Origin of the sequence: Arthrobacter sp. B1I2 (genome assembly GCF_030816485.1) — a bacterium.
In the GTDB taxonomy this organism is placed as follows: domain Bacteria; phylum Actinomycetota; class Actinomycetes; order Actinomycetales; family Micrococcaceae; genus Arthrobacter.
Genome location: NZ_JAUSYC010000001.1, coordinates 1,213,739 through 1,234,778, shown reverse-complemented (window position 1 = coordinate 1,234,778; position 21,040 = coordinate 1,213,739). Strand labels below are relative to the sequence as shown.

Below are 21,040 nucleotides of genomic sequence, written 5' to 3'. Positions count from 1 at the left end.
CTAGGGGCCACTTCTTAGCGCCCGACGGCGGTGCCTCCTTCCGGGAAGGAGGCACCGCCGTCGTGGTTCCTGCCGGAGGAACCTACTCCGCTTCCACCGCCGCGGCGACGGCCGCGGTGACAGCGGGCGCCACGCGCGGGTCCAGCGGGCTGGGGACGATGTAGTCGGCGGAAAGGTCCTCGGCCGCGAGCTCGGCGATGGCGCGCGCCGCTGCAAGCTTCATGGCCGGGGTGATGCGGCGGGCACCGGCGTCCAGGGCGCCGCGGAAGATGCCCGGGAATGCCAGGACGTTGTTGATCTGGTTGGGGAAGTCGCTGCGGCCGGTGGCCACCACTGCCGCGTACTTGACGGCGACCTCGGGCAGGACTTCGGGGTCCGGGTTGGAGAGGGCGAACACGATGGCGTCCTGGTTCATCGAGGCCAGGTGGGCCTCGTCCAGCTTGGAGGAGGAGACGCCGATGAAGACGTCGGCACCGGCCAGCGCTTCAGCCGGACCGCCGTCAATGCCGCGGGGGTTGCTGCGGCCGGCAATGTCCGCCTTCTTGCTGGCAGGGCTGGCGGCGAGGTCGGCACGGCCGCTGTTGATGACGCCCCGGGAGTCGAGCAGGACAACGTCGGTGATGCCGGCCGCGAGCAGGATTTCGGCGACGGCGATGCCGGCGGCGCCGGCACCGGACACCACTACCTTGAGCCCTTCCAGGGCCCGGCCCGTCACCTTGGCGGCATTGGTCAGCGCGGCCAGGGCAACCACTGCGGTTCCGTGCTGGTCATCATGCATGACCGGGCAGTCGAGCGCTTCGATGAGCTTTTCCTCGAGCTCGAAGCAGCGCGGCGCGGAGATGTCTTCAAGGTTCACGGCGCCGAAGCTGGGGCGCAGCCGGACCAGGGTTTCCACGATCTCGTCCACGTCCGTGGTGTTGAGGACCAGCGGGATGGAGTCAAGGTCGCCGAAGGTCTTGAAGAGGGCGGACTTGCCTTCCATGACGGGGAGGGAGGCGCTGGCCCCGATGTTGCCAAGGCCCAGGACGGCTGTGCCGTCGCTGACCACCACTACCAGGCGTTCGGCCCAGGTCAGGGTGCGGGCCAGTTCCGGCTTGGCGTGGATGGCACGGCTGACCTCAGCAACGCCCGGGGTGTAGGCGATGGACAGGTCCCGCTTGTTGGACAGGGGAACGGTGCTGGTGACGGAGAGCTTGCCGCCCTGGTGGGCGCTGAAGATTTCGTCTTCGGTCAGGGCCGTGGCTGCTGAATTGTCGGTGGCTGCGATTGCGTCAATGGACACGTCGTTGTCTCCTGGTGCTCGCCGTGGGCGCACGGCACATGGGGCTTGGGTCCGGCCGGGCCCAAGCAGTGGAAAGTGGTGCGGCGGGAAACCCAGGGGTGGCGGGTCCGCGGGAACGCCGGGGATGTTTCCGCCCCGCCGCTCCAATGTCCCCATGGTAGGCAGCCCCGGAGAGGCCGCTGGGGGCTCCTTGACATCGTTTGTGACTGCCAAAACGTTTAATCGCCCGCTTTAGTGATCCACATCACGGCAATATGGCGTATTTAAAGCGCTTTTGGTCTAGACCAGTTACGCGGACTTGTTCACTGTGAAGGCTCAATCCGCCTTGGGGGACAGCCTGCCACACGCCTTTTTCAGGTCCTCTTCCGCCTCGAAGAGGGATAGCCGGCGGTTCCGCACTGACTGGACCAGACCAGTGACCGTCAGGAGGAGGACCCTCGCACCCACGGCGTCGCCGCAGGCGCCGGCAACAAGCTTCTCACTGAGCGCATCAATCTCGCGCAGGAGTTCCGTGGTGTCCTTTTCCGGGAGGTACACGCCCCGGCTGAGGCATTGCTCTACGGCAGGCTGCATCACGCGCATATGGAAGATCTCCATCAGCAGGCCGGAGAGTGCGCGGCCGCGGAAGCGTGGGGAAGAGCCGCGGGTGCCGGCCTGCAGCTCGTCCAGCTGCTGCCGGTACAGCGCCAGCATCAGGTGGGTGGGCGACGGAAAGTAACGGTAAAGGGTTCCCAGCGGCACGTCTGCCTTCTCCGCGACCTGGGAGAGTTCCACGGCATCAAGTCCCATGCGGGCAAACCCTGCAGCGGCATCGAGGATCCGTGTGTAGCGGAGGCGCTGGCGTGGAGCGGAAGGCCGGGCGGCCATGGGCGGATGGTCTGAAAAAGTCTCGGGCATCAGCATTCCGGGTTGTGTTTTTAGGGGCTGCGGCCAGGAGCGCCCCCACTTCCGTACCGCCCTGCAGCCCGGTTCAACTATACGGCACACGCGTGTGACCTATTTAGTCAGCGGCCTTAGTTTTGGGGACCTCCGGGTCAGTCGACACCCTTGATTTTCACGACGAAAACGGCACCCAGCAGCCCGATGGCGGCCGCGGTGAGGAACAGTGTCCGGTAGCCGCCCCAGTGTGTTACTGCCAGGAGCGCCAGGGCCGGAGCAACCACCTGCGGCAGCGAGTTGGCGACGTTGATGACCCCCATGTCCTTGCCCCGGCTCACGGCAAACGGCAGGACTTGGGTCAGCAGCGCAAAGTCCACGGCCAGGTAGGCGCCGAACCCAATGCCCAGGACGGCGGCCCCTGCCAGCGCACCGGGCCAGACGGGAAAGAACGCCATGATGGCGCCGGCCATGGCGATGGTGGCGGAAGATCCGATGACGAACGGCTTCCGCCTGCCAACGCGGTCACTCCACGGTCCGGCCAGCACGGCGGTGATCATCACCATCACCGCGTAGATACCTGTGAGGACCAGCACTCCCGCGGCGGGATCCTCATGGCCGACGACGTCACGCAGGAAGAAGAGCAGGTAGACGATGGTCAACTGGTTTCCCACATTGACCAGGAAGCGGGTAAGCCAGGCCCACGCGAAGTCCGGGTAACGCCGGGGGCTGATCCAGAAGCCCCGCAGGAACCCGCCGATCCGGAATCCTCCGGGGGCCCCTTTCGGCAACGCGGGATCGTTCGGGTGGAACAGGTACGGCAGGACCGAGAGCAGGAGGGCCGCCGCGCACAGCCAGTAGCCCACCATGAAGTTTCCCGACACCGCCGCGCCGAAGACGGCCCCGGCAAGGATGCCAAGGGTCTGGCCCATGGCCGCCAGGCCACCCACTCCCCCGCGTTGGACGACGGGCACCCGGTCCGGGACCGCGGCGGTGATGGCGGCATAGGCAGCGTTTGCGCCGAGCTGCACCAGGCACCAAAACAGCACCATCAGCGCCACAGCACCCGAAAAGGACATGGCCAGCAGCGCCGCAGTGGCCAGGACTGCCCCGGCCAGCACCCACGGTGCACGCCGGCCCAAACGGGAGGTTGTCCGGTCCGAAAGCGCGCCGAAGAGGGGATTGGCCACCAGTGAGACAGCTGCCCCGCAGGCGGTGACCAGCGAGAGGATGGCTTCCTTGCCCGGCGCGTCGATGCTGATGGCCTGCTGGCCGATGAACACGTTGATGGGACCGAAGAACGCGGCATTGATGCCTACGTTCACCAGCACCAGGCCGGTGACCCACCGGGCGGTGACCTTTTCGGCCGGCTCGGCGAGCGCCGGCGTCGCGGTTTGGCCTGCGGACGTGCCATCCGGCGGCGCGGGTGTGTTGGACAGACTCATTGGCGTGCTCCCCCTGGTGCGGCCGGTTTGGCGGTGGAATCAGACTATCGTGGGCGATACCCGGCCCCCGGCACCCGGTGGCCGGCCACAACGTTGCCTGAGTACCAAGGAGAACCAGATGAGCGCGCCAACCCCGGCTGAAGGCACAGCGGTCAACACCGCCGACCTCTACGACGAGCGCGGTGACCAACTGGCGTCCGTCTCCCTGCAGTTCCAGTCCCTGGGCGGCCGCTCCCACTTCAGCGGCCCGGTCCGGACCATCCGCTGCTTCCAGGACAACGCCCTGGTGAAGTCCACGCTCGGTTCGCCGGGTAACGGGGCGGTACTGGTGGTGGACGGCGGCGGATCGCTGGGCACGGCGCTGATGGGGGACATGATCGCCGAAAGCGCCGTGGCGAACGGCTGGGCCGGCGTCGTCATCAACGGCGCCATCCGCGACCGGCTGGCGATCGCTCAACTGGACCTCGGGGTCAAGGCCCTGGGCAGCAACCCCCGGAAGAGCCTGAAGGCGGGCGCCGGCGAGGTTGACATTGATGTGGTGATCGACGGCGTGACCTTCCGTCCCGGAGCCACCATCTGGTGCGATCCCGATGGCATCCTCGTGGAGCCATAACAGGAAACCAGGCAGGGCCGGGAATAGAAAGAATGAGTAAGATAGTTACTGAAAGCAACTATCGCTGCTTGTATCCTTCCTTTCCCTTGGAGCACCCATGTCCAAAGCCACTGCCGCGCCACGCGCCGGAGAAACCCTGACGCAACGCCAGATCGTCACAGTAATGGTGGGCCTGATGCTGGGCATGTTCCTGGCATCCCTTGACCAGACCATCGTGTCCACATCCATCTACACCATTGCCAACGATCTCGACGGGCTCTCCCTGCAGGCATGGGCCACCACGGCCTACCTGATCACCTCTACGGTCAGTACCCCGCTTTACGGCAAGCTGAGCGATATCTTCGGCCGCCGCCCGCTGTACCTGACCGCGATCGTGGTCTTCCTGGTGGGCTCGCTCTACGCCGGCTCGGTCCACTCGATGACCGAACTGGCCATTGCCCGCGGCATCCAGGGCCTGGGTGCCGGCGGCCTGCTGGCCCTGGCGCTGACCATCATCGGGGACATCGTCTCGTTGAAGGACCGGGCGAAGTTCCAGGGCTACTTCATGTCCGTGTTCGGCATCTCTTCGGTTCTGGGGCCGGTGGTGGGCGGCGCCTTCGCCGGCTCCGCGAACATCCTGGGCTTCGACGGCTGGCGCTGGGTCTTCTTCATCAACATCCCCATTGGCCTTGCCGCGCTGACGGTGGTGTTCCTGTTCCTGCACCTGCCCGCCAAGCACCTGAAGCAGAAGATCGACTACTGGGGTGCCGCGGCCATCACCGTGGCCATCGTCCCGCTCCTCCTGGTCGCTGAACAGGGCCGCACCTGGGGCTGGAGCTCAGTGAACTCCTTCCTCTGCTATGGCCTGGGCGTGGTGGGCATTGCCTGGTTCCTGCTGGCAGAAAAGCGCGCCGGCGACTACGCCCTCATTCCGCTGCGGCTGTTCCATAACGTCACGTTCGGGCTGTCATCGCTGCTGAACTTCATCATCGGCATCGGGATGTTCGGTGCCATCGCCATGCTCCCCATGTACCTCCAGCTGGTTAAGGGCCTCACCCCCACTGAGGCGGGCCTGATGATGATCACTTTCACCGTGGGCATCCTGTTCGGGTCGATCACGGCAGGCCGCACCATCTCGGCATCCGGCACGTTCCGCATCTTCCCCATCATGGGCACCGGCATCCTGACCGCCGCGGCACTGGTCATGGGATTCTCGTTGGCAGTGGACACTGAACTCTGGGTTCCGGGCCTGATCGCGGTGTTCTTCGGCGTCGGCCTGGGCTTCTGCATGCAGCCGCTCACCCTGGCCATGCAGACCTCCGTCCCGCCGCGGGACATGGGCGTGGGAACCTCCTCCGCCGCGTTCTTCCGCTCCATGGGCGGCGCCGTAGGGACCGCCGTGTTCATCTCCATGCTTTTCAGCATGGCCGCCGGCCGGATTGCCGACGGCATGAAGACCGCCGCCACGGACCCCGCCTACCTCGCCGTCCTTAAGGACCCTGCCGTCGCGTCAGACCCTGCCAACGCCAAGCTGTACGAATTCTTCAAGAACGGCGCCTCCGACGACTCCCTGAACGACACCAGCTGGCTGCACACGGCCAACAGCACGCTGACCAGGCCCATCACCGAGGGCTTCGCCACGTCCATTGACACAGTGATGCTGACGGCGGCGGCTCTGACGGGGCTGGCGTTCCTCATCAGCTTCGCCCTCCCCCGGAAGAAGCTGACCGACCAGAAAGCGTCCCCGGAAGACAAGGACAGCATGCAGGTTCCGGCGCACTAGCCCGGACGCGCATGGATAGGACGACGACGGCGGCACGGCCCGCCGTCGTCGTCCTGCGTTAAGGGGGAAGAGGCGTCAAGTGGAACCTCGGGCGGTGACGTGCCACACTGTTTAGCGCGTGTGCGCCGGCCCTTCTGGCCGGTACCGCAGCCGACGACGTCCGCACCGCATCCATAAGACCCCAAACCCAGGGAGAACCATGCCCACTGCACAGGAGCAGACCACAACCGGGATACCGCGGCGGGTGATCTGGCTGGCGCTCGCGGGGGCGGTGGGCGGATTCCTCTTCGGTTTCGATTCGTCCGTGGTCAACGGCGCGGTGGACGCCATGAAGGAAGAATTCGCCCTGTCCGAGGCCGTCACCGGTTTCGCCGTGGCCATCGCCCTGCTGGGCTGTGCTGCCGGCGCCTTCCTGGCCGGCAAGGTTGCAGACCGCTACGGCCGAATTCCGGCCATGAAGCTGGGCGCCCTGCTCTTCCTGGTCAGCGCCCTGGGCACAGGCTTCGCGTTCGGCGTATGGGACCTGGTGTTCTGGCGCCTGGTGGGCGGCCTGGGCATCGGGCTGGCGTCCGTCATAGCCCCCGCCTACATCTCCGAAATTTCGCCGCGAAAGGTCCGCGGCCGCCTGGCTTCGCTGCAGCAGCTGGCCATCACCACGGGTATCTTCGCCGCGCTGCTGTCCGACGCACTCCTGGCCACCACTGCCGGCGGTGCGGACCAGTCCTTCTGGCTGGGCATTGAGGCATGGCGCTGGATGTTCCTTGCCGCCGCCGTCCCGGCCGTCGTATACGGCTGGGTAGCCTTCACCCTGCCCGAGTCCCCGCGGTTCCTGGTGTTCCAGGGCAAAGAGGACCAGGCCCGGAAGGTCTTCGATTCCATCGCACCCGCGGAGGACACCGACCGCCACATCAGGGACATCAGGGAAGCCATCGAGGAAGACAAACTGGCCGGCCAGAAGGGGTCCCTACGCGGCAAAACCTTTGGCCTGCAGCCTGTGGTCTGGGTGGGCATCACGCTCTCGGTGTTGCAGCAGTTCGTGGGCATCAACGTGATCTTCTACTACTCCACCACGCTGTGGAAGGCTGTGGGGTTCCAGGAGCAGGACTCCCTGGCCATCTCGGTGGCAACCTCCGTCACCAACATCCTGGTCACCCTCGTGGCGATCGCCCTCGTGGACCGCGTGGGCCGCCGGCCCATCCTGCTGGCCGGCTCCGTGGGCATGGCGGTGTCCCTGGGCGCCATGGCCCTGGCGTTTTCCGCGGCAACAGGCAGCGGCGAGAACATTAGCCTGCCGGGTGCCTGGGGACCCGTTGCCCTGGTGGCCGCGAACGTGTTCGTGGTCAGCTTCGGTGCATCCTGGGGACCGCTGGTGTGGGTGCTCCTGGGCGAGATCTTCCCGTCCAGGATCCGTGCCCGGGCGCTGGGCCTGGCCGCGGCGGCACAGTGGGTGGCCAACTTCGCGATCACCCTCAGCTTCCCGGCCATGGCTGCGGCCTCGTTGCCGCTGACCTATGCCCTGTACGCCCTGTTCGCGGCGGCCTCGTTCTTCTTCGTGATGTTCAAAGTGCCGGAGACCAACGGCATGTCCCTGGAACAGGCTGAGACGCTGTTCGTTCCGAAGGGTTCCGCCAAGTAGCGCCCCATCAGCTGTCGCAAGCAAACAACAAACCCTCCATCACCTGAAGTGATGGAGGGTTTGTTGTTTACCGCGAGGGGCAGCGCCTACACGACGTGCGGCTCGTGCGAGGACAGGTAGGCCCGGCCGCCGAACGCGATCAGGATGGCGGCCACCATGGCCACGGCCCCGGCGAAGAACGGCACCTGCGGGCCAAAGTGCTCACCGAGCTGCGCCGCCGCGAACGGTGCCAGGGCGCCGCCCATCCACCGGACAAAGTTGTAGCCGGAGGATGCCACGGGGCGGGGCGAATCGGAAACGCCCATGGCCAGTTCGGTGTAGATGGTGTTGTTGATGCCCAGCAGGGCGCCGGCAACGATGACCAGTAAGACGACGGCCGGCACCGAGTGCCCCGCTGCCAGTCCCAGCCCGGCCAGGTCCAGCATGAGGACGAACAGCGTGCCCGTCAGTACCTTGACGGCGCCGAAGCGGCGCTGCAGCACCGGTGCCACGAAGACGGAGAACACGGCCACGGCCACACCCCAGCCAAAGAAGACGCCGCCGATTCCGTAAGCGTCCATGCCCAGGATGAACGGCGTGAAAGCCAGGATGGTGAAGAAGCCGTAGTTGTAGAACAAGCCGCTTGCCGCCGTCGTCCGCAGCCCCTTGTGGCCCAGCGCCAGGAGGGGGTCACGCAGCCGCACCTTGCGCCCGGGCAGTGGCGTTTGGGGGAGCAGGGCGATCAGGGCGACGAAGGCGGCAGCCATCAGGACGGCGGTGCCGAAGAACGGGGCGCGCCACTGCCAGCCGCCAAGCAGGGCGCCAAGCAACGGGCCGAGCGAGATGCCCAGGCCCAGCGCGGCTTCGTAGAGGATGATGGCGGTGCCGGCACCGCCGCTGGCGACGCCCACGATGACGGCGAGCGCGGTGGCCACGAACAGGGCATTACCGAGGCCCCAGCCCGCACGGAAGCCCACCAGTTCTTCGACGCTTCCGGACAGGCCCGAGAGGGAGGCGAAGACGACGATGACGGCCAGGCCGATCAGCAGGGTCCGCTTGCCGCCGATCCGGGAGGAGACAAACCCGGTAATCAGCATGGCCAGCGCGGTGACCAGGAAGTAGCTGGTGAAGAGCAGGGACACCTGGCTGGGGCTGGCGTCCAGGTTGGTGGCGATGGCCGGAAGGATGGGGTCCACCAGTCCGATGCCCATGAAGGCGAACACTGCGGCGAGGGCGGTGGCCCACACTGCCTTTGGCTGCTTCAGGAACGAGGCCTTTTCGGCCTGCAGGGTGTTTTCTGGTGCTTGCAGGGTTTCTGCGAGCTGGCCGTCCATGGAGGGTACTCCTAAGTTTGTGGCTGGTTCAGTTCTGGAGGGATGCGTTGATTTTGTCGATGACCGGCAGGGCGTCCGCCAGGGCTTTGCGGTCCTGGTCGGTGAGCGTGCTGAGGATTTCGGCCATCACCTGGTTGCGCCGGCGGTTGGCGGAGTCGACGGCGGCCCGGCCTTCAGGGGTCAGGATCACCCGGACAGCGCGGGAGTCCGCCGGATCAGGCTCGCGGCGGGCCAGTCCGGCGCGTTCGAGCTTGATGATCTGTTCAGTGGCGCTGGGCACGCGGACACCGAGGTTCCGGGCGATCTCGCCGACGCGCTGGCCTTCGCCGAGCAGCATCTTGAGCGTGCTGAGCTGGGCGGCGCTGAGCTCGCCGTCCGCATCGAGGCGCCGGACCAGGTAAACGCTGTGGCGCAGGGCTTCGCGGAACCCGCTGGCAAGTTCCTGCAGTTGCTTATCGTCGTCATCCATCGTTAGGTACCCTAACATTTAGGGTACCTAACGGTCAAGGGCTAGAGCGTCAGCTTCATCCCGACGTGGCTGGCCTCGAAACCCAGCTGCTCATAGAACCGGTGTGCTGCCGTACGGCTTTGATGGGTGGTCAGTTGCATGAGATTGCAGCCGCGGCTCCGGGACTCCCCGATGGCCCATCCCACCATCAGCTTGCCGATGCCCTGCCCGCGAAGGACCGCTGCCACACGGACGCCCTCGATCTGCGAGCGCCATGCCCCCTGCCTGGAGATGCCGGGGAGGAACGTCAGCTGGAAGGTGGCAACCACCGGCCCGGACTGGTCCCCGTACGGCAACAGTTCACCCACCATCAACAGGTGGGCGGGGTCGGCGTCGATCGCTTCAAAGCCGCGCTCGTAAGGCGCCATGTCGTCCAAAGCTTCGCGGCCGGCGCCAAGGGCATCGTCAGCGAGGAGCCTAACCATGGCTGGAAGGTCGGCGCGGTTGGCCCGGCGGAGGCGGAACGTCCCGCCGTCGACGCCGGCAGTGAGCAAAGCGGGCGGGGCATCGGGGTTCTGGTTCACCCGCCCAGCTTGGCACAGGTACTAAGAAACGGACGACGCCGGCACTCGGGTGAGTGCCGGCGCCGTCCGTTCTGCAGTACGTCGGTTGGTTCCAATGGCGGACCTGGTCAGGCGGGGGTTCCGGCCATTTCCGCCTGCCGTTCCTCCACAAGGGTGGCAACGGCGGCAAACAGCGGGTGGCCGGGCGCCAGCCCGGTGATCCTGGCCGTGGCATCGGCCGGGCCGGAGGAGGCCAGTATTTCCGCCAGCTCGGTGGCCTCGGCATCAGCGGGATCGTTGAACCGGAGGGCTGCCGCGATCGCCCCCAGCAGGGCCTCCGGCATCACGCCGCGTTCAGCCAGTTCCGCCGCGGGACCGATGAACCGTTCGTGCCGGCTCAGCTTCCGCAGCGGAGCCCGGCCCACCCGGTTGACCGTGTCCGGCAGGTACGGGTTGGAGAACCTGACCAGAATTTTCTGGACGTAGGCCTCCTGCTCGTCATTGCTGAAGCCGTGCTTGGCCACCAGGAGCTGCTTGGTTTCCTCCAGCACCGCCCGCACGTCCTCCGCCACGTCCTGGTCCGCCATGGCATCGGAGATTTTCTCCAGGCCCGCTTCGAACCCGAAATACGCCGCGGAGGCGTGGCCCGTGTTCACGGTAAAGAGCTTCCGCTCAATGTAGGGCGAGAGGTCGTCCACGAACGTGGCACCGGGGATCACCGGAGCAGAATCACCGAAGGCGGTGCGGTCGATGACCCATTCGTAAAAGGTCTCCACCGTTACGTCCAGGCCCTGCCCTGCCTCCTGGTTGGGCACGATCCGGTCCACGGCGGTATTGGCGAACACTGCCTTGCCGTCCAGGGCTGCGGCGGTGGCTCCGGGCTGGGCGGCCACCTCTTTGGCCAGGATGTCCGTGGCGTTGATCGCGTTCTCGCAGGCCATCACCTGCAGGGGAGCCCGGCCGGGTTCCCGGGCGACGATGCCCTTGGCGATCACGGGCGCCACGAACTTCAGGATGTGCGGGCCCACCGCAGTGGTGACGATATCCGCCGTCGCGATCTCCGCAACCAGTTCAGCTTCCTGGGCGTTGGAGTTCAGCGCCCGGAAGTTGTCCACGGTCCGCACGGCGGGGTTCTCCCCCACCTCGTGCACGGCGTAGCTGTCCGCTTCCTTCAGCCGGTTGATCAGTTCCTCGGCCACGTCCGCGAAGACTACGTCGTAGCCGGCGTCGTGCAGGAGCAGTCCCACGAAGCCGCGGCCGATGTTGCCGGCCCCAAAATGTACGGCCTTCACTATGCGTTGACCTTTCCGAAGAGGTCCAGGACTTCATCCTCGGACGTGGCGGCCTCGAGCCGGGCCACCTGCTCCTTGTTCGTGAACACCTTGGCGATGGAGGACAGGATGTGCAGGTGCTCGTTGTTGATGCCCGCAACGCCCACCACGAACTTCACCTGCTTGCCGTTCCAGTCAATGCCTTCGGGGTAGCGGATGACGGACACCGCGGACTTGCGGATGTGGTCCTTGGCCGCGTTGGTGCCGTGCGGGATGGCCAGGAAGCTGCCCATGTAGGTGGACACGGATTCCTCGCGCTCGTGCATCGCGGCGATGTAGCCCTCATCCACGGCGCCCCGGGCCAGCAGGAGCCGGCCGGCCTCGTCAATGGCGGCGTCGCGGGTGGTGGCCGAACCTGTCAGGACCACGCTCTCACGGGCCAGGATTTCCGAGGTTCCGTTCGACGACGGACCGGCAGCTGGCGCCGCCGCGGCTGCACCTGCTGCGGCAGGCGCTGCGTCCACCGGGGCGTCGGCGGCGTGGGCACCGTGGCTGGTGCCGGCGTCGGACGTTCCGCCCCCGGTGTTGCTCTCGCGGACCAGGTCGACGATCTCGTCATAGCTCGGGCTGCTCATGAAGTTGTCCACCGAGTAGTGGACGGCGCTGGACGTGGCCGGCTTGGCGCGTTCGGTAAGGTCCTGGTGGGTGACCACAACGTCGTAGGTGTCGCTGAGGTTGGCGATGGAGGCGTTGGTGACCTTGACGTCCGGGAAGCCGGCCGCCTTGATCTTATTGCGCAGCACCGAGGCGCCCATGGCACTGGAGCCCATGCCGGCGTCGCACGCGAACACGATGTTCCGCACAGGGCCAGCCAGCACGCCCACGCTGCCGTGGCCACCGGCCGCCGCACCTGCAGCAGTTCCGGCGCCGGCACCGGTGAGGGTGGAGGCCACCGAGCTCTTTTTGCCCTTCATGCCCTCCATCCGGGACGTGGCCGCGTTGAGGTCGTCATCGTCACTGTGCTTGGTGGTCTTCATGATGACGGAGGCCACCAGGAAGGACGCCGCGGTGGCCAGCAGGACGGCCAGGATGACCCCGAGGTAGCTGTCACGGGAGGTCTGGGCCAGGACCGCGAGGATGGACCCCGGGGCAGCCGGAGCCACCAGGCCTGCGCCGGTCACGGCGAGAGTGGCGATGCCGGTCATGCCGCCTGCGATGGCTGCCAGGATCAGCAGCGGGCGCATCAGCACGTACGGGAAGTAGATCTCGTGGATGCCGCCCAGGAAGTGGATGATCGCAGCACCGGGGGCGGAAGCCTTGGCGGCACCGCGGCCGAAGAACATGTAGGCGAGCAGGATGCCCAGGCCCGGGCCGGGGTTGGCTTCAAGCAGGAACAGGATGGACTTGCCCTGGTCCAGTGACTGCTGGACGCCCAGCGGGGTGAGCACGCCGTGGTTGATGGCGTTGTTGAGGAACAGCACCTTGGCGGGTTCGATGAAAATGCTGGTCAGCGGCAGGAGGCCGTTGTTGACCAGGAACTGGACCACCCTTCCGGCACCTTCACTGAAGGCCGTCACCAGCGGTGAAATGCCGAAGAAGCCCAGCATGGCCAGCAATGCCCCCCAGATGCCGGCGGAGAAGTTGTTGACCAGCATCTCAAAGCCGGGGCGGATCTTGCCGTCCCACAACATGTCGATCTTCTTCATGGTCCAGCCGCCCAGCGGGCCCATGATCATGGCCCCTATGAACATGGGGATGCCGGCGCCCACGATCACACCCATGGTGCCGATGGCTCCCACCACGCCGCCGCGGACGTCATAGACGTTCTTGCCGCCCGTGTAGGCAATGAGAAGGGGCAGGAGGTACTTGATCATCGGGTCAACGAGGCCCAGGTTCTTCACCCCCGCCGCGTTGGTGCCGAAGCCGCCAAGCTCCGGAACCGGCAACCAGCCCTTCTCAATGAAGAGGGCCGTAATGAGGCCCCAGGCGATAAACGCACCGATATTGGGCATGATCATGCCGGACAGGAATGTCCCGAACTTTTGGACGTGCACGCGCGCGCTGGTGCGGGGTTTTGCAACTGTCTCTGTTGCCATGTGTTTTCCTAACCTCATTCCTGCTGCTCCGCAGGAGTGGTCCGATGATTACGACGACGTACTGCTGGTATTACGGGGTTGCGGGGCTCAACCGGCCGGGCTGGTGGAGATCCGGTGAAGCCACTCGAGGAAGAGCTTGAGTTCCGAGCTGGAGAGCTGGTCAGAGTGCGAGGCCTGAAGTGCGGCGTTCAGGGCGATCGCTGCCACCACCACCGAAGACTTTCCGGTGCCGCCCGGGGCCGGGCCGCTGGCGGGCTCGGCAGACACCGCGAAGATCATGGCGTCCCGGGTCATGGTGGACAATTCAAGGTTGCGTTCGGAGACGGGTTCCGCAATCAGCATCAGCGTCACGCCCACGTTGGCCGCCAGGATGGACCTGGCCGCTTCCCGGGGCTGGACGTTCAGCTGGCCCGCCACCGCTGCCTTGTTCAGCATCTCCTCCATCAGCGCCTCGGCGTCTGCCACAATGGCAGGCCTGCTCTCCGGGCGGATATTGCCGAACATCACCAGGTACAGCTCGGGCTGGTTCAGACCGAACTGGACGTGGTTGTCCCACATTCTCCGGATGTCCTCGATCGGCTGTCCGGAGGGGGCGAAATCCCTTTCGCCCGCGACATATTCTTCAAACCCTGCGGCGACGACGGCGTCGAACAAACCTTCCTTGTCACCGAAGTGGTGGTACAGCGTGGGAGCCGATACCCCCGCCAGCTGGGTGATCTGCCGGGTGGAAACGGGAGCTCCCGCGGATTTTGCCAGCAGTTCCGCGGCAGCACGGAGCAGCCGCATTTTGGGGGGAAGCTGGCCATCCAAACTCATAACCGCTACCCTAGCACCTATAGCGTTGCTATATGAACTGAATCACATACACTTTTTTCAGGCACGTTTCCCGCCCCTGGACGTAGCAGTCCTCCGGCGGACCCGGCACGGCGCCGGAGAACTTGGCGGGCCTGTCTACCGGCAGAGAATGAGGACCTTCAGTGCAGAACTTCCCAGGAGTAGGCGTCAGCCCCGGCCGCGTCATCGGCACCATCCGGCAGATGCCCAAACCGATCAGTGAGCCTCCTGCCGGTGAACAGCTGGCCCCGGACACCACTGTCGACGACGCCACCGCAGCACTGAAGGCAGCCGCGCAGGCCGTGCACGACGAATTGAAGGACCGCGCCACCCACGCCACCGGCGACGGCAAGGCCGTCCTGGAGGCCACTGCGCTGATGGCCAAGGACACCATGCTCATCAAGGGGGCAGCCAAGCTGGTGGCCCGGGGAACCTCCGCCGAACGCGCCATCTGGGAATCCGGTTCCTCAGTATCCGAAATGCTGCACAACCTGGGTGGCTACATGGCCGAACGCGCCACGGACGTCCTGGATGTACGCGCCCGGATCGTCGCCGAACTCCGGGGGGTGCCCGCGCCCGGCATTCCCGCCTCCAACACCCCGTTCGTCCTGGTGGCGGAGGACCTGGCCCCCGCCGACACCGCAACACTTGACCCGAACAAGGTCCTGGCGCTGGTCACCGCAGGCGGCGGCCCCCAGTCCCACACCGCCATCATCGCCCGCTCCCTCGGCCTGCCTGCCGTGGTTGCCGCCCTGGGCGTGGACGAGCTCCCGGACGGCACCGAGGTGTACGTTGACGGCGCCGGTGGCCTCATCACCGCCGAGCCTGACGAAACCCTCCGCGCAACGGCGGAAGCGTGGGCTGCCACGGCGTCGCTGCTGGCCGACTTCACCGGCACGGGCGCGACGGCGGACGGCCACGAAGTGCCGCTGCTCGCCAACGTCGGTGGCGGCAAGGATGCCGAAGCTGCCGCCAAGCTGGGCGCCCAGGGCGTGGGCCTGTTCCGCACCGAGTTCTGCTTCCTGGAGCGGGACACCGAGCCCAGCGTGGAGGAACAGGCCGCAGCCTATAAGAGTGTCTTTGATGCCTTCCCCGGCAAGAAGGTGGTCCTGCGCACGCTCGATGCCGGCGCCGACAAGCCCCTTCCCTTCCTGACCGACTCCACGGAGCCCAACCCGGCCCTCGGCGTCCGCGGCTACCGCACCGACTTCACCACCCCCGGCGTCCTGGACCGGCAGCTGGAAGCCATCGCCCTGGCGCAAAAGCAGTCCGAGGCCGACGTCTGGGTCATGGCGCCCATGATCTCCACCGCCGAAGAAGCCTCCCGGTTCGCTTCCATGTGCGCAGATGCCGGCATCAGGACTCCCGGCGTAATGGTGGAGGTCCCCTCTGCGGCCCTCACCGCAGAGGCCATCCTCCGCGAGGTCAGCTTCGCCAGCCTGGGCACCAATGACCTGACGCAGTACGCCATGGCCGCTGACCGCCAGCTTGGCCCGCTGGCCAACCTGAACACCCCCTGGCAGCCTGCCGTCCTGCGCCTCGTGGGCCTCACTGTCGAAGGATCCCGGGCGGAGGGACACAACAAGCCCGTGGGCGTCTGCGGTGAGGCTGCCGCCGATCCCGCCCTCGCCGTCGTCCTCACCGGCCTTGGCGTCAGCACCCTGTCCATGACGGCGCGCTCACTCGCCGCCGTGGCAGCAGTCCTGAAGACCGTCACCCTCTCCGAAGCCCAGGAGCTGGCCAAGCTGGCCCTGTCCGCGCCGAGCGCCACCGAGGCACGGGCGTGGGTCCGGGAGAAGCTGCCGGTATTGGAGGAGCTGGGCCTCTGACGCGTTCGCGGTCAGGCCGGCGTTCTTTTGCCGCGCTAGGCTTCCTGTATGGCACTGATAGCCCCCCGCGTGACAGCCGGCCTGCCCGCAGACGAGGCAGCGGCCCTCGCACGCGCCCTCGAGGACAGCAATGACATCACCGTCTTCGTGGACGGCACGGTCCACCGCCTGCCCGGCCAGGCCCGGGACGCCGTCGTGGATCTCCTGGCCCGGCTCAGCCGCGGCGAAACCGTGACCGTGACCAGCGTGGAGGAAATGCTCACCACCTCCCAGGCCGCGGAGCTGGCGGGGATTTCGCACACGTACCTGCGCAACATGACGGACCGCGGTGAGATCCCGGTCGAGTACCGCGGCTCGCACCGCCGGATCCGGCAGGCGGCCATCATGGCCTGGCTTGAAAACCAGAAACTTGCCGAGCAGAAGCGCAAGCATGACAAGAACGCCGGGGACGACGCCGGCGTGGGAGCATAGTGCCGGCCCGCGTGGCCTGGCCGTGGGGCAGGAAAGACCCCAGGCTCCGGTCAGGCGACGTGGACGCCCACGGGCTCCGGGGGCGGATCCTCTGGGCTGACGGAACGCCTGCCCCGGGGGACGCTGCGGCCGGTTCGGCAACACCCGCCTATATCCTCGTCCACGGCATCGGCGTTTCCCACCGCTACCTTCGGCGCCTGCACGGCGAGCTTGCCAATTCTGCCCCCACCTATTCGCTGGACCTGCCCGGCTTTGCTGGAACGCCCAAACCCGGGCGGCAGCTGTCCGTCGAGGACTACGGCGCCTTCATCGCCCAGGCGCTGAAATCAAGCGGCATTGGCGCCTACATCCTGGTGGGACACTCCATGGGTGTGCAGTTCGCCATCGAGGCGGCGCTTTATGCACCCGGGCAGGCCCGGCAGCTGGTACTGATGGGACCCGTGGTGGACGCCCGGCACCGCACCGTCCGGCGCCAGGGCCTGGCGCTGTTCCTTGACTTCCTGCTCCGCGAGAGCCCATCGTCCAACTGGATTGTCATCACCGACTACTTCCGGTGCGGGCCGCGGTGGTACTTCGCCCAGCTGCCCGTCATGATGGCTTACCCCACCGAGAAAAGGCTGCCGGGAATCGATGTCCCCGTGCTGGTCCTCCGTGGCAGCCACGACCCCGTGGCCGGACCGGAATGGTCATTGGAGCTCTCCCGGGCTGCGTCCCAGGGGACCTTCGTGGAAATCCCCAGGACCGGCCATGTGGCACAGCACCTGCGCCCCGACGCCGTGGCCGAAGCCATCAGGTCGTTCACTGCACCCCAGTCCGCCCAGCCCTAAATCCTGGGCCTCGCCGCCCAGCGCCGCATCTTCAGTGCGGCATGCAGTTCCAGTCGGGGCAGCCCCTTCAGGGGGTCCACCCCCAAAAGCTGCCGGATCCGGCCCAGCCTGTTGTAAATGCTGCTGCGGTGCAGGTGGAGCTTGCCCGCCACGTCCTGGACTGATCCGTCATTGTCGTAGAGCAGCTCCAGGACGGGAATGAGCTCGCCGTTGCGGTCGTGGTCCTCAAGCATCCGGAAGTACACCGAAGCGGAGTCCGCCCACGCCCCCACCCCTCCCCCGGCCGAGGCCAGAAGCTGGTACACGCCCGTTGCGCGGCAGTCCACCAGTTCGCCGAGCTGCGGGTCCACTGCTGCCGCCTGGGCTGCCACCCGTGACTGCCGGTATGCCTCGGAGAGCTGGCGGGTCTTTGAGAAGCCCTCGCTGATGCCCAGGATGATCCGGTGGACCGGCCGGCCGGAGCGCTTGGCCAGCTCCAGCTGGTAGTGGACCAGGACCTGGGCATGGTTGGCCCGGCCCGTCGATTCGCGGAACAGCACCACGGAATGGGTTTCCGTGCCGGCGCTGAACAGCGCAGCGTCCACTCCCACCGTTGCCTGGAGCGCGGTTGAGCGGTGGATGAGGGTGGACGCAATGGGGTCCGGGCCGCTGGCCCAGCCGTCCGCATCGAGTACCGTGACCATCTGCCACGGGCCCCGCCCCTGGACTTCCTTCCAGCCTGCCACGGCGGCCACGGCGTTGGGTTCTCCTGCGCAGGCGGCGAGAAACTCCCGCTCCCGGCCCCTCCGGAATTCAGATTCCGCCGTGTTCGAGTCGAGCAGGAGACCGCTCAGCAGCTCAAGCTCGTGGTTGACGGCCGGCAGCTGGGTGAGGATCGCCGTCGGGCTTTCTTCCGCGGAGTCCTGCTGCACCCAGAGGTAGCCCACGCGGAAACCCCGCACCATAAGCGGGACGCAGACCCGGCCCAGCATGCCCAGGTCCGGGTTGGCCGGAACCACAACCGGCCGCACGGCGGTGGCGATCCCGTGTGAAAGCTGCCATGCGCTCACGTCCGCAGGGACCTTCTTGCTCAGGAGGAAATTCACGCGCACGCGGTCAGCGTGGGACTGGTTGGAGCTGTAGGCGAGCAGCAGGCCGTCCAGGTCCTCCAGGGACAGCCCGCGTCCAAGCTTCTGCGCCACCTCTTCCACGAGCTGTTCCACACCCTGCTGCTGCATGGGCCAACACTACTGCCTGGCAAGCACCCCGGACGAACGGACACGAGGCGACACCTGACGCTCTGGAACTCGACACGTGTCGCGCTGCGCAGGGCAAAATCCGCTTTCTGACGCGGTTTTTGTCTCATGCTTCAGGCGGCATACATGTCGTCTGGCTCACAGCGGGATTTATCGTTTAACCACGAAATCCTTTCCGTCTTTACGGCCTACCGGGCCCACACAATGGAGCAGACGATGATCATCGGCGTCCCCAAAGAAATCAAGAACAACGAATTCCGCGTGGCCATCACCGCGGCCGGAGTCCACGAGTTCCGGACCCACGGACACACCGTCCTGGTGGAGCGCGGGGCCGGCCTGGGTTCAGGCATCACCGACGAGGAATATTCAATCGCCGGCGCCGAGATCGTCAACGAAGCCGATGACGTCTGGGCCCGCGCGGACATGGTGATGAAGGTCAAGGAGCCCATCAAGTCCGAGTACCACCGCTTCCGCAAGGGCCTGATCCTCTTCACCTACCTGCACCTGGCCGCCGAGCCGGAGCTGACCAAGGAGCTCATCAACTCCGGCGTCACCGCCATCGCCTACGAAACCGTGCAGGAAGGCCGGTCGCTGCCGCTGCTCGCCCCCATGTCCGAAGTTGCCGGCCGCCTGTCAGTCCAGGTGGGTGCCACCTCGCTGATGGCTCCGGCCGGCGGCAAGGGCGTCCTGCTGGGCGGCGTGCCCGGCGTGCGCCCCGCCAAGGTGGTTGTCCTGGGCGCCGGTGTTGCCGGCACCAACGCCGCAGCCATGGCCCTGGGCCTGGGTGCGGACGTCACCATCCTGGACATCAACATCCACCGCCTGCGTGAACTGGACGCCCAGTACCAGGGCCGGCTGAAGACCGTCGCGTCCAACAAATACGAGATTGAGAAGTCCGTGGTGGACGCCGACCTGGTGATCGGTTCCGTCTTGATCCCGGGCGCCAAGGCTCCGAAGCTGGTCACCAACGACCTCGTGGCCCGGATGAAGCCCGGCTCCGTCCTGGTGGACATCGCTGTGGACCAGGGCGGCTGCTTCGAGGACACCCACCCCACCACGCACCAGGAACCCACGTACAAGGTGCACAACACCATCTTCTACTGCGTGGCCAACATGCCCGGCGCCGTGCCCAACACCTCCACCTACGCGCTGACCAACGTCACCCTGCGCTACGCCGTGTCCCTGGCAAACCTGGGCGTGAAGGCAGCCTTCGACCGCGACCCCGCCCTCGCCGCCGGCCTGAACATTGCCGCAGGCCACGTGGCACACCACTCCGTGTCCGAGGCCCACGACCTGCCCCTTGTAAAGGACTGGCACGAACTGGTCTCTGCGTAAGTCGTAGTTCGTCCAGCGTTCCGGATTAAGACATTCCGGTGGCCAGTTCGCGTGCTTTTTCTATGATTTTGAGGACCTCGACGGCGTCTTCCGGGTCTACCGGGAGGGGCAGGGCAGACGCCGTGCCGCCGTCGAGGATCTTGTCCGCCAGGATCCGGTAGAACTCCGGGTACGCGCCCCGCTCCGTGGGCAGGGCATCCAGGTGGCCGTCACGGCCCAGGAGGCCTGCCCACTCCGGGGCTTCCTGGCCATAAGCAGGATCCAGCGGGCTGCCGCCGGCGGCGATGTAGGGCTCCTGCGGATCCGTACCGTTCTTGGTGAACCCGCCCACCGAGCCCAGCACCCGGAAGCGCGGCCCCTGCTGGGCGCACAGCATGTTCATACTCAGGTGGCTGAACACACCGGAATCGTGCCGGAGAACCAGGAAGACGTCATCATCCGCCCGCTCGTCGGACCGCCGGGCCTTAAGTTCGGTGTGGAGCACGGCGGCAGGACCAAAAAGCTGCAGCGCCTGGTCGATCAGGTGGCTGCCGAGGTCGAACAGGGTGCCTCCGCCGTCGGCAGCCGTGGCCCGTGCCTTCCAGGCTTTGGCGATGGAAGGAGACCAGCGCTCGAACCGGGACTCGAACCTGGTCACGTGACCAAGGGCCTGGGCGGCCAGCAGCTTCCGCAGGGTGAGGAAGTCCCCGTCCCACCGCCGGTTGTGGAACACCGTCAGCACCCGGCCCAGCTGCCGCGCCGCATCAATGAGCTCCTGCCCCTGGTCGCTGGTGACCGCGAACGGCTTGTCCACCACCACGTCCAGCCCCGCCTCCAGCGCTGCCCTGGCCAGCGGAAGGTGCGTCGCGGGCGGCGTGGCCAGCACCACAAGGTCAAGGTCAGCTGCCCGTTCGAGGACGGCGGCGGCGTCGCGCACCACTTCCGCCCCCGGAAGCCGTGATGAGGCAGCCGCCTTCCGCCCGGCGTCGGACGTGGCAATGCAGTCGAGCGAGTAGCTGCTGTTGGCGTCAAGCAAGGGCACATGGAACACGCTGCCGGCGAGCCCGTAGCCAACGACGGCAGTGCGGATGGTGCGGGGGTCGCCTTCAGTTCCGGTCATGGAAGCTACGCTACCGCTGACTTGGCGTCGACAAACAAGACCCGGCAAACAAGAAGCCGGCACCCTGGTAACCAGGGATGCCGGCTCTCGTTATGCGGCTGGACC

Annotated in this window: 17 protein-coding genes and 1 pseudogene; 7 read left to right on the top strand and 11 right to left on the bottom strand. The window is 66.5% G+C overall.

Annotated features, from left to right (window positions below; translation table 11 throughout):
* Positions 1-82: 82 nt before the first annotated feature.
* The 3 genes from QFZ57_RS05775 to QFZ57_RS05765 all read right to left on the bottom strand — a co-directional run bounded on the left by QFZ57_RS05775 (position 83) and on the right by QFZ57_RS05765 (position 3,603).
* Positions 83-1,282, bottom strand: coding sequence for an NAD(P)-dependent malic enzyme (locus QFZ57_RS05775; protein ID WP_306898671.1), 1,200 nt, complete (start codon positions 1,280-1,282; stop codon positions 83-85).
* Between the two features lie 315 nt (positions 1,283-1,597).
* On the bottom strand, positions 1,598-2,179 hold the full coding sequence (locus QFZ57_RS05770) for a TetR/AcrR family transcriptional regulator (RefSeq protein WP_306898669.1): 582 nt from the start codon (positions 2,177-2,179) through the stop codon (positions 1,598-1,600).
* A gap of 137 nt (positions 2,180-2,316) precedes the next feature.
* On the bottom strand, positions 2,317-3,603 hold the full coding sequence (locus QFZ57_RS05765; RefSeq protein WP_306898667.1) for an MFS transporter: 1,287 nt from the start codon (positions 3,601-3,603) through the stop codon (positions 2,317-2,319).
* Positions 3,604-3,721: 118 nt separating this feature from the next.
* On the opposite strand from QFZ57_RS05765, the gene rraA reads away from it, so the two are divergent.
* The 3 genes from rraA (at position 3,722) to QFZ57_RS05750 (ending at position 7,614) form a co-directional block, all read left to right on the top strand.
* Positions 3,722-4,216 carry a ribonuclease E activity regulator RraA gene (rraA, locus tag QFZ57_RS05760; protein WP_306629476.1) on the top strand — a complete coding sequence of 165 codons (495 nt, stop codon included), beginning with the start codon at positions 3,722-3,724 and terminating at the stop codon, positions 4,214-4,216.
* Between the two features lie 97 nt (positions 4,217-4,313).
* Positions 4,314-5,978: an MDR family MFS transporter gene (locus QFZ57_RS05755; protein ID WP_306898665.1), complete on the top strand. Its 1,665-nt coding sequence runs from the start codon at positions 4,314-4,316 to the stop codon at positions 5,976-5,978.
* Positions 5,979-6,177: 199 nt separating this feature from the next.
* On the top strand, positions 6,178-7,614 hold the full coding sequence (locus tag QFZ57_RS05750) for a sugar porter family MFS transporter (protein ID WP_306629474.1): 1,437 nt from the start codon (positions 6,178-6,180) through the stop codon (positions 7,612-7,614).
* A gap of 86 nt (positions 7,615-7,700) precedes the next feature.
* Here QFZ57_RS05750 and QFZ57_RS05745 read toward each other — a convergent pair whose 3' ends face one another.
* From QFZ57_RS05745 to QFZ57_RS05720, 6 genes are all read right to left on the bottom strand, one after another.
* The gene (locus QFZ57_RS05745; protein WP_306898662.1) at positions 7,701-8,927 is read right to left on the bottom strand and encodes an MFS transporter; all 1,227 of its coding nucleotides are present in this window, start codon (positions 8,925-8,927) and stop codon (positions 7,701-7,703) included.
* A 28-nt stretch (positions 8,928-8,955) separates the two neighbouring features.
* Positions 8,956-9,396 carry a MarR family winged helix-turn-helix transcriptional regulator gene (locus QFZ57_RS05740; protein WP_306629472.1) on the bottom strand — a complete coding sequence of 147 codons (441 nt, stop codon included), beginning with the start codon at positions 9,394-9,396 and terminating at the stop codon, positions 8,956-8,958.
* A 41-nt stretch (positions 9,397-9,437) separates the two neighbouring features.
* The gene (locus QFZ57_RS05735; RefSeq protein WP_441296737.1) at positions 9,438-9,959 is read right to left on the bottom strand and encodes a GNAT family N-acetyltransferase; all 522 of its coding nucleotides are present in this window, start codon (positions 9,957-9,959) and stop codon (positions 9,438-9,440) included.
* Positions 9,960-10,066: 107 nt separating this feature from the next.
* Positions 10,067-11,230 carry a mannitol-1-phosphate 5-dehydrogenase gene (locus QFZ57_RS05730; RefSeq protein ID WP_306898660.1) on the bottom strand — a complete coding sequence of 388 codons (1,164 nt, stop codon included), beginning with the start codon at positions 11,228-11,230 and terminating at the stop codon, positions 10,067-10,069.
* A complete protein-coding gene (locus QFZ57_RS05725; protein ID WP_306898658.1) occupies positions 11,230-13,305 on the bottom strand; it encodes a PTS mannitol transporter subunit IICBA in 2,076 nt (691 codons plus the stop codon). Before QFZ57_RS05725 ends, QFZ57_RS05730 begins: the two co-directional genes overlap by 1 nt.
* Before the next feature lie 87 nt (positions 13,306-13,392).
* The gene (locus QFZ57_RS05720; RefSeq protein ID WP_306629469.1) at positions 13,393-14,121 is read right to left on the bottom strand and encodes a TetR/AcrR family transcriptional regulator; all 729 of its coding nucleotides are present in this window, start codon (positions 14,119-14,121) and stop codon (positions 13,393-13,395) included.
* A gap of 161 nt (positions 14,122-14,282) precedes the next feature.
* Between QFZ57_RS05720 and ptsP the strand changes: the two genes are divergently transcribed.
* Genes ptsP through QFZ57_RS05705 form a run of 3 tightly spaced genes read left to right on the top strand, consistent with a single transcriptional unit; the run spans position 14,283 to position 17,266 of the window.
* Positions 14,283-15,968, top strand: a complete 1,686-nt coding sequence (ptsP, locus tag QFZ57_RS05715; RefSeq protein ID WP_306629468.1) for a phosphoenolpyruvate--protein phosphotransferase — start codon at positions 14,283-14,285, stop codon at positions 15,966-15,968.
* A gap of 48 nt (positions 15,969-16,016) precedes the next feature.
* A complete protein-coding gene (locus QFZ57_RS05710; RefSeq protein WP_306629467.1) occupies positions 16,017-16,439 on the top strand; it encodes a helix-turn-helix domain-containing protein in 423 nt (140 codons plus the stop codon).
* Positions 16,439-17,266, top strand: coding sequence for an alpha/beta fold hydrolase (locus QFZ57_RS05705; RefSeq protein ID WP_306898655.1), 828 nt, complete (start codon positions 16,439-16,441; stop codon positions 17,264-17,266). The genes QFZ57_RS05710 and QFZ57_RS05705 overlap by 1 nt, the downstream gene beginning before the upstream one ends.
* Here the strand turns inward: QFZ57_RS05705 and QFZ57_RS05700 are convergent.
* Positions 17,263-18,583 (bottom strand): annotated as a pseudogene (locus tag QFZ57_RS05700) (PucR family transcriptional regulator). The gene QFZ57_RS05705 and the pseudogene QFZ57_RS05700 overlap by 4 nt on opposite strands.
* Before the next feature lie 134 nt (positions 18,584-18,717).
* On the opposite strand from QFZ57_RS05700, the gene ald reads away from it, so the two are divergent.
* Positions 18,718-19,836: an alanine dehydrogenase gene (ald, locus tag QFZ57_RS05695; RefSeq protein WP_306629465.1), complete on the top strand. Its 1,119-nt coding sequence runs from the start codon at positions 18,718-18,720 to the stop codon at positions 19,834-19,836.
* A gap of 25 nt (positions 19,837-19,861) precedes the next feature.
* Here the strand turns inward: ald and QFZ57_RS05690 are convergent, their stop codons facing one another.
* A complete protein-coding gene (locus QFZ57_RS05690) occupies positions 19,862-20,935 on the bottom strand; it encodes a Gfo/Idh/MocA family protein (protein WP_306898652.1) in 1,074 nt (357 codons plus the stop codon).
* Between the last annotated feature and the right edge of the window lie 105 nt (positions 20,936-21,040).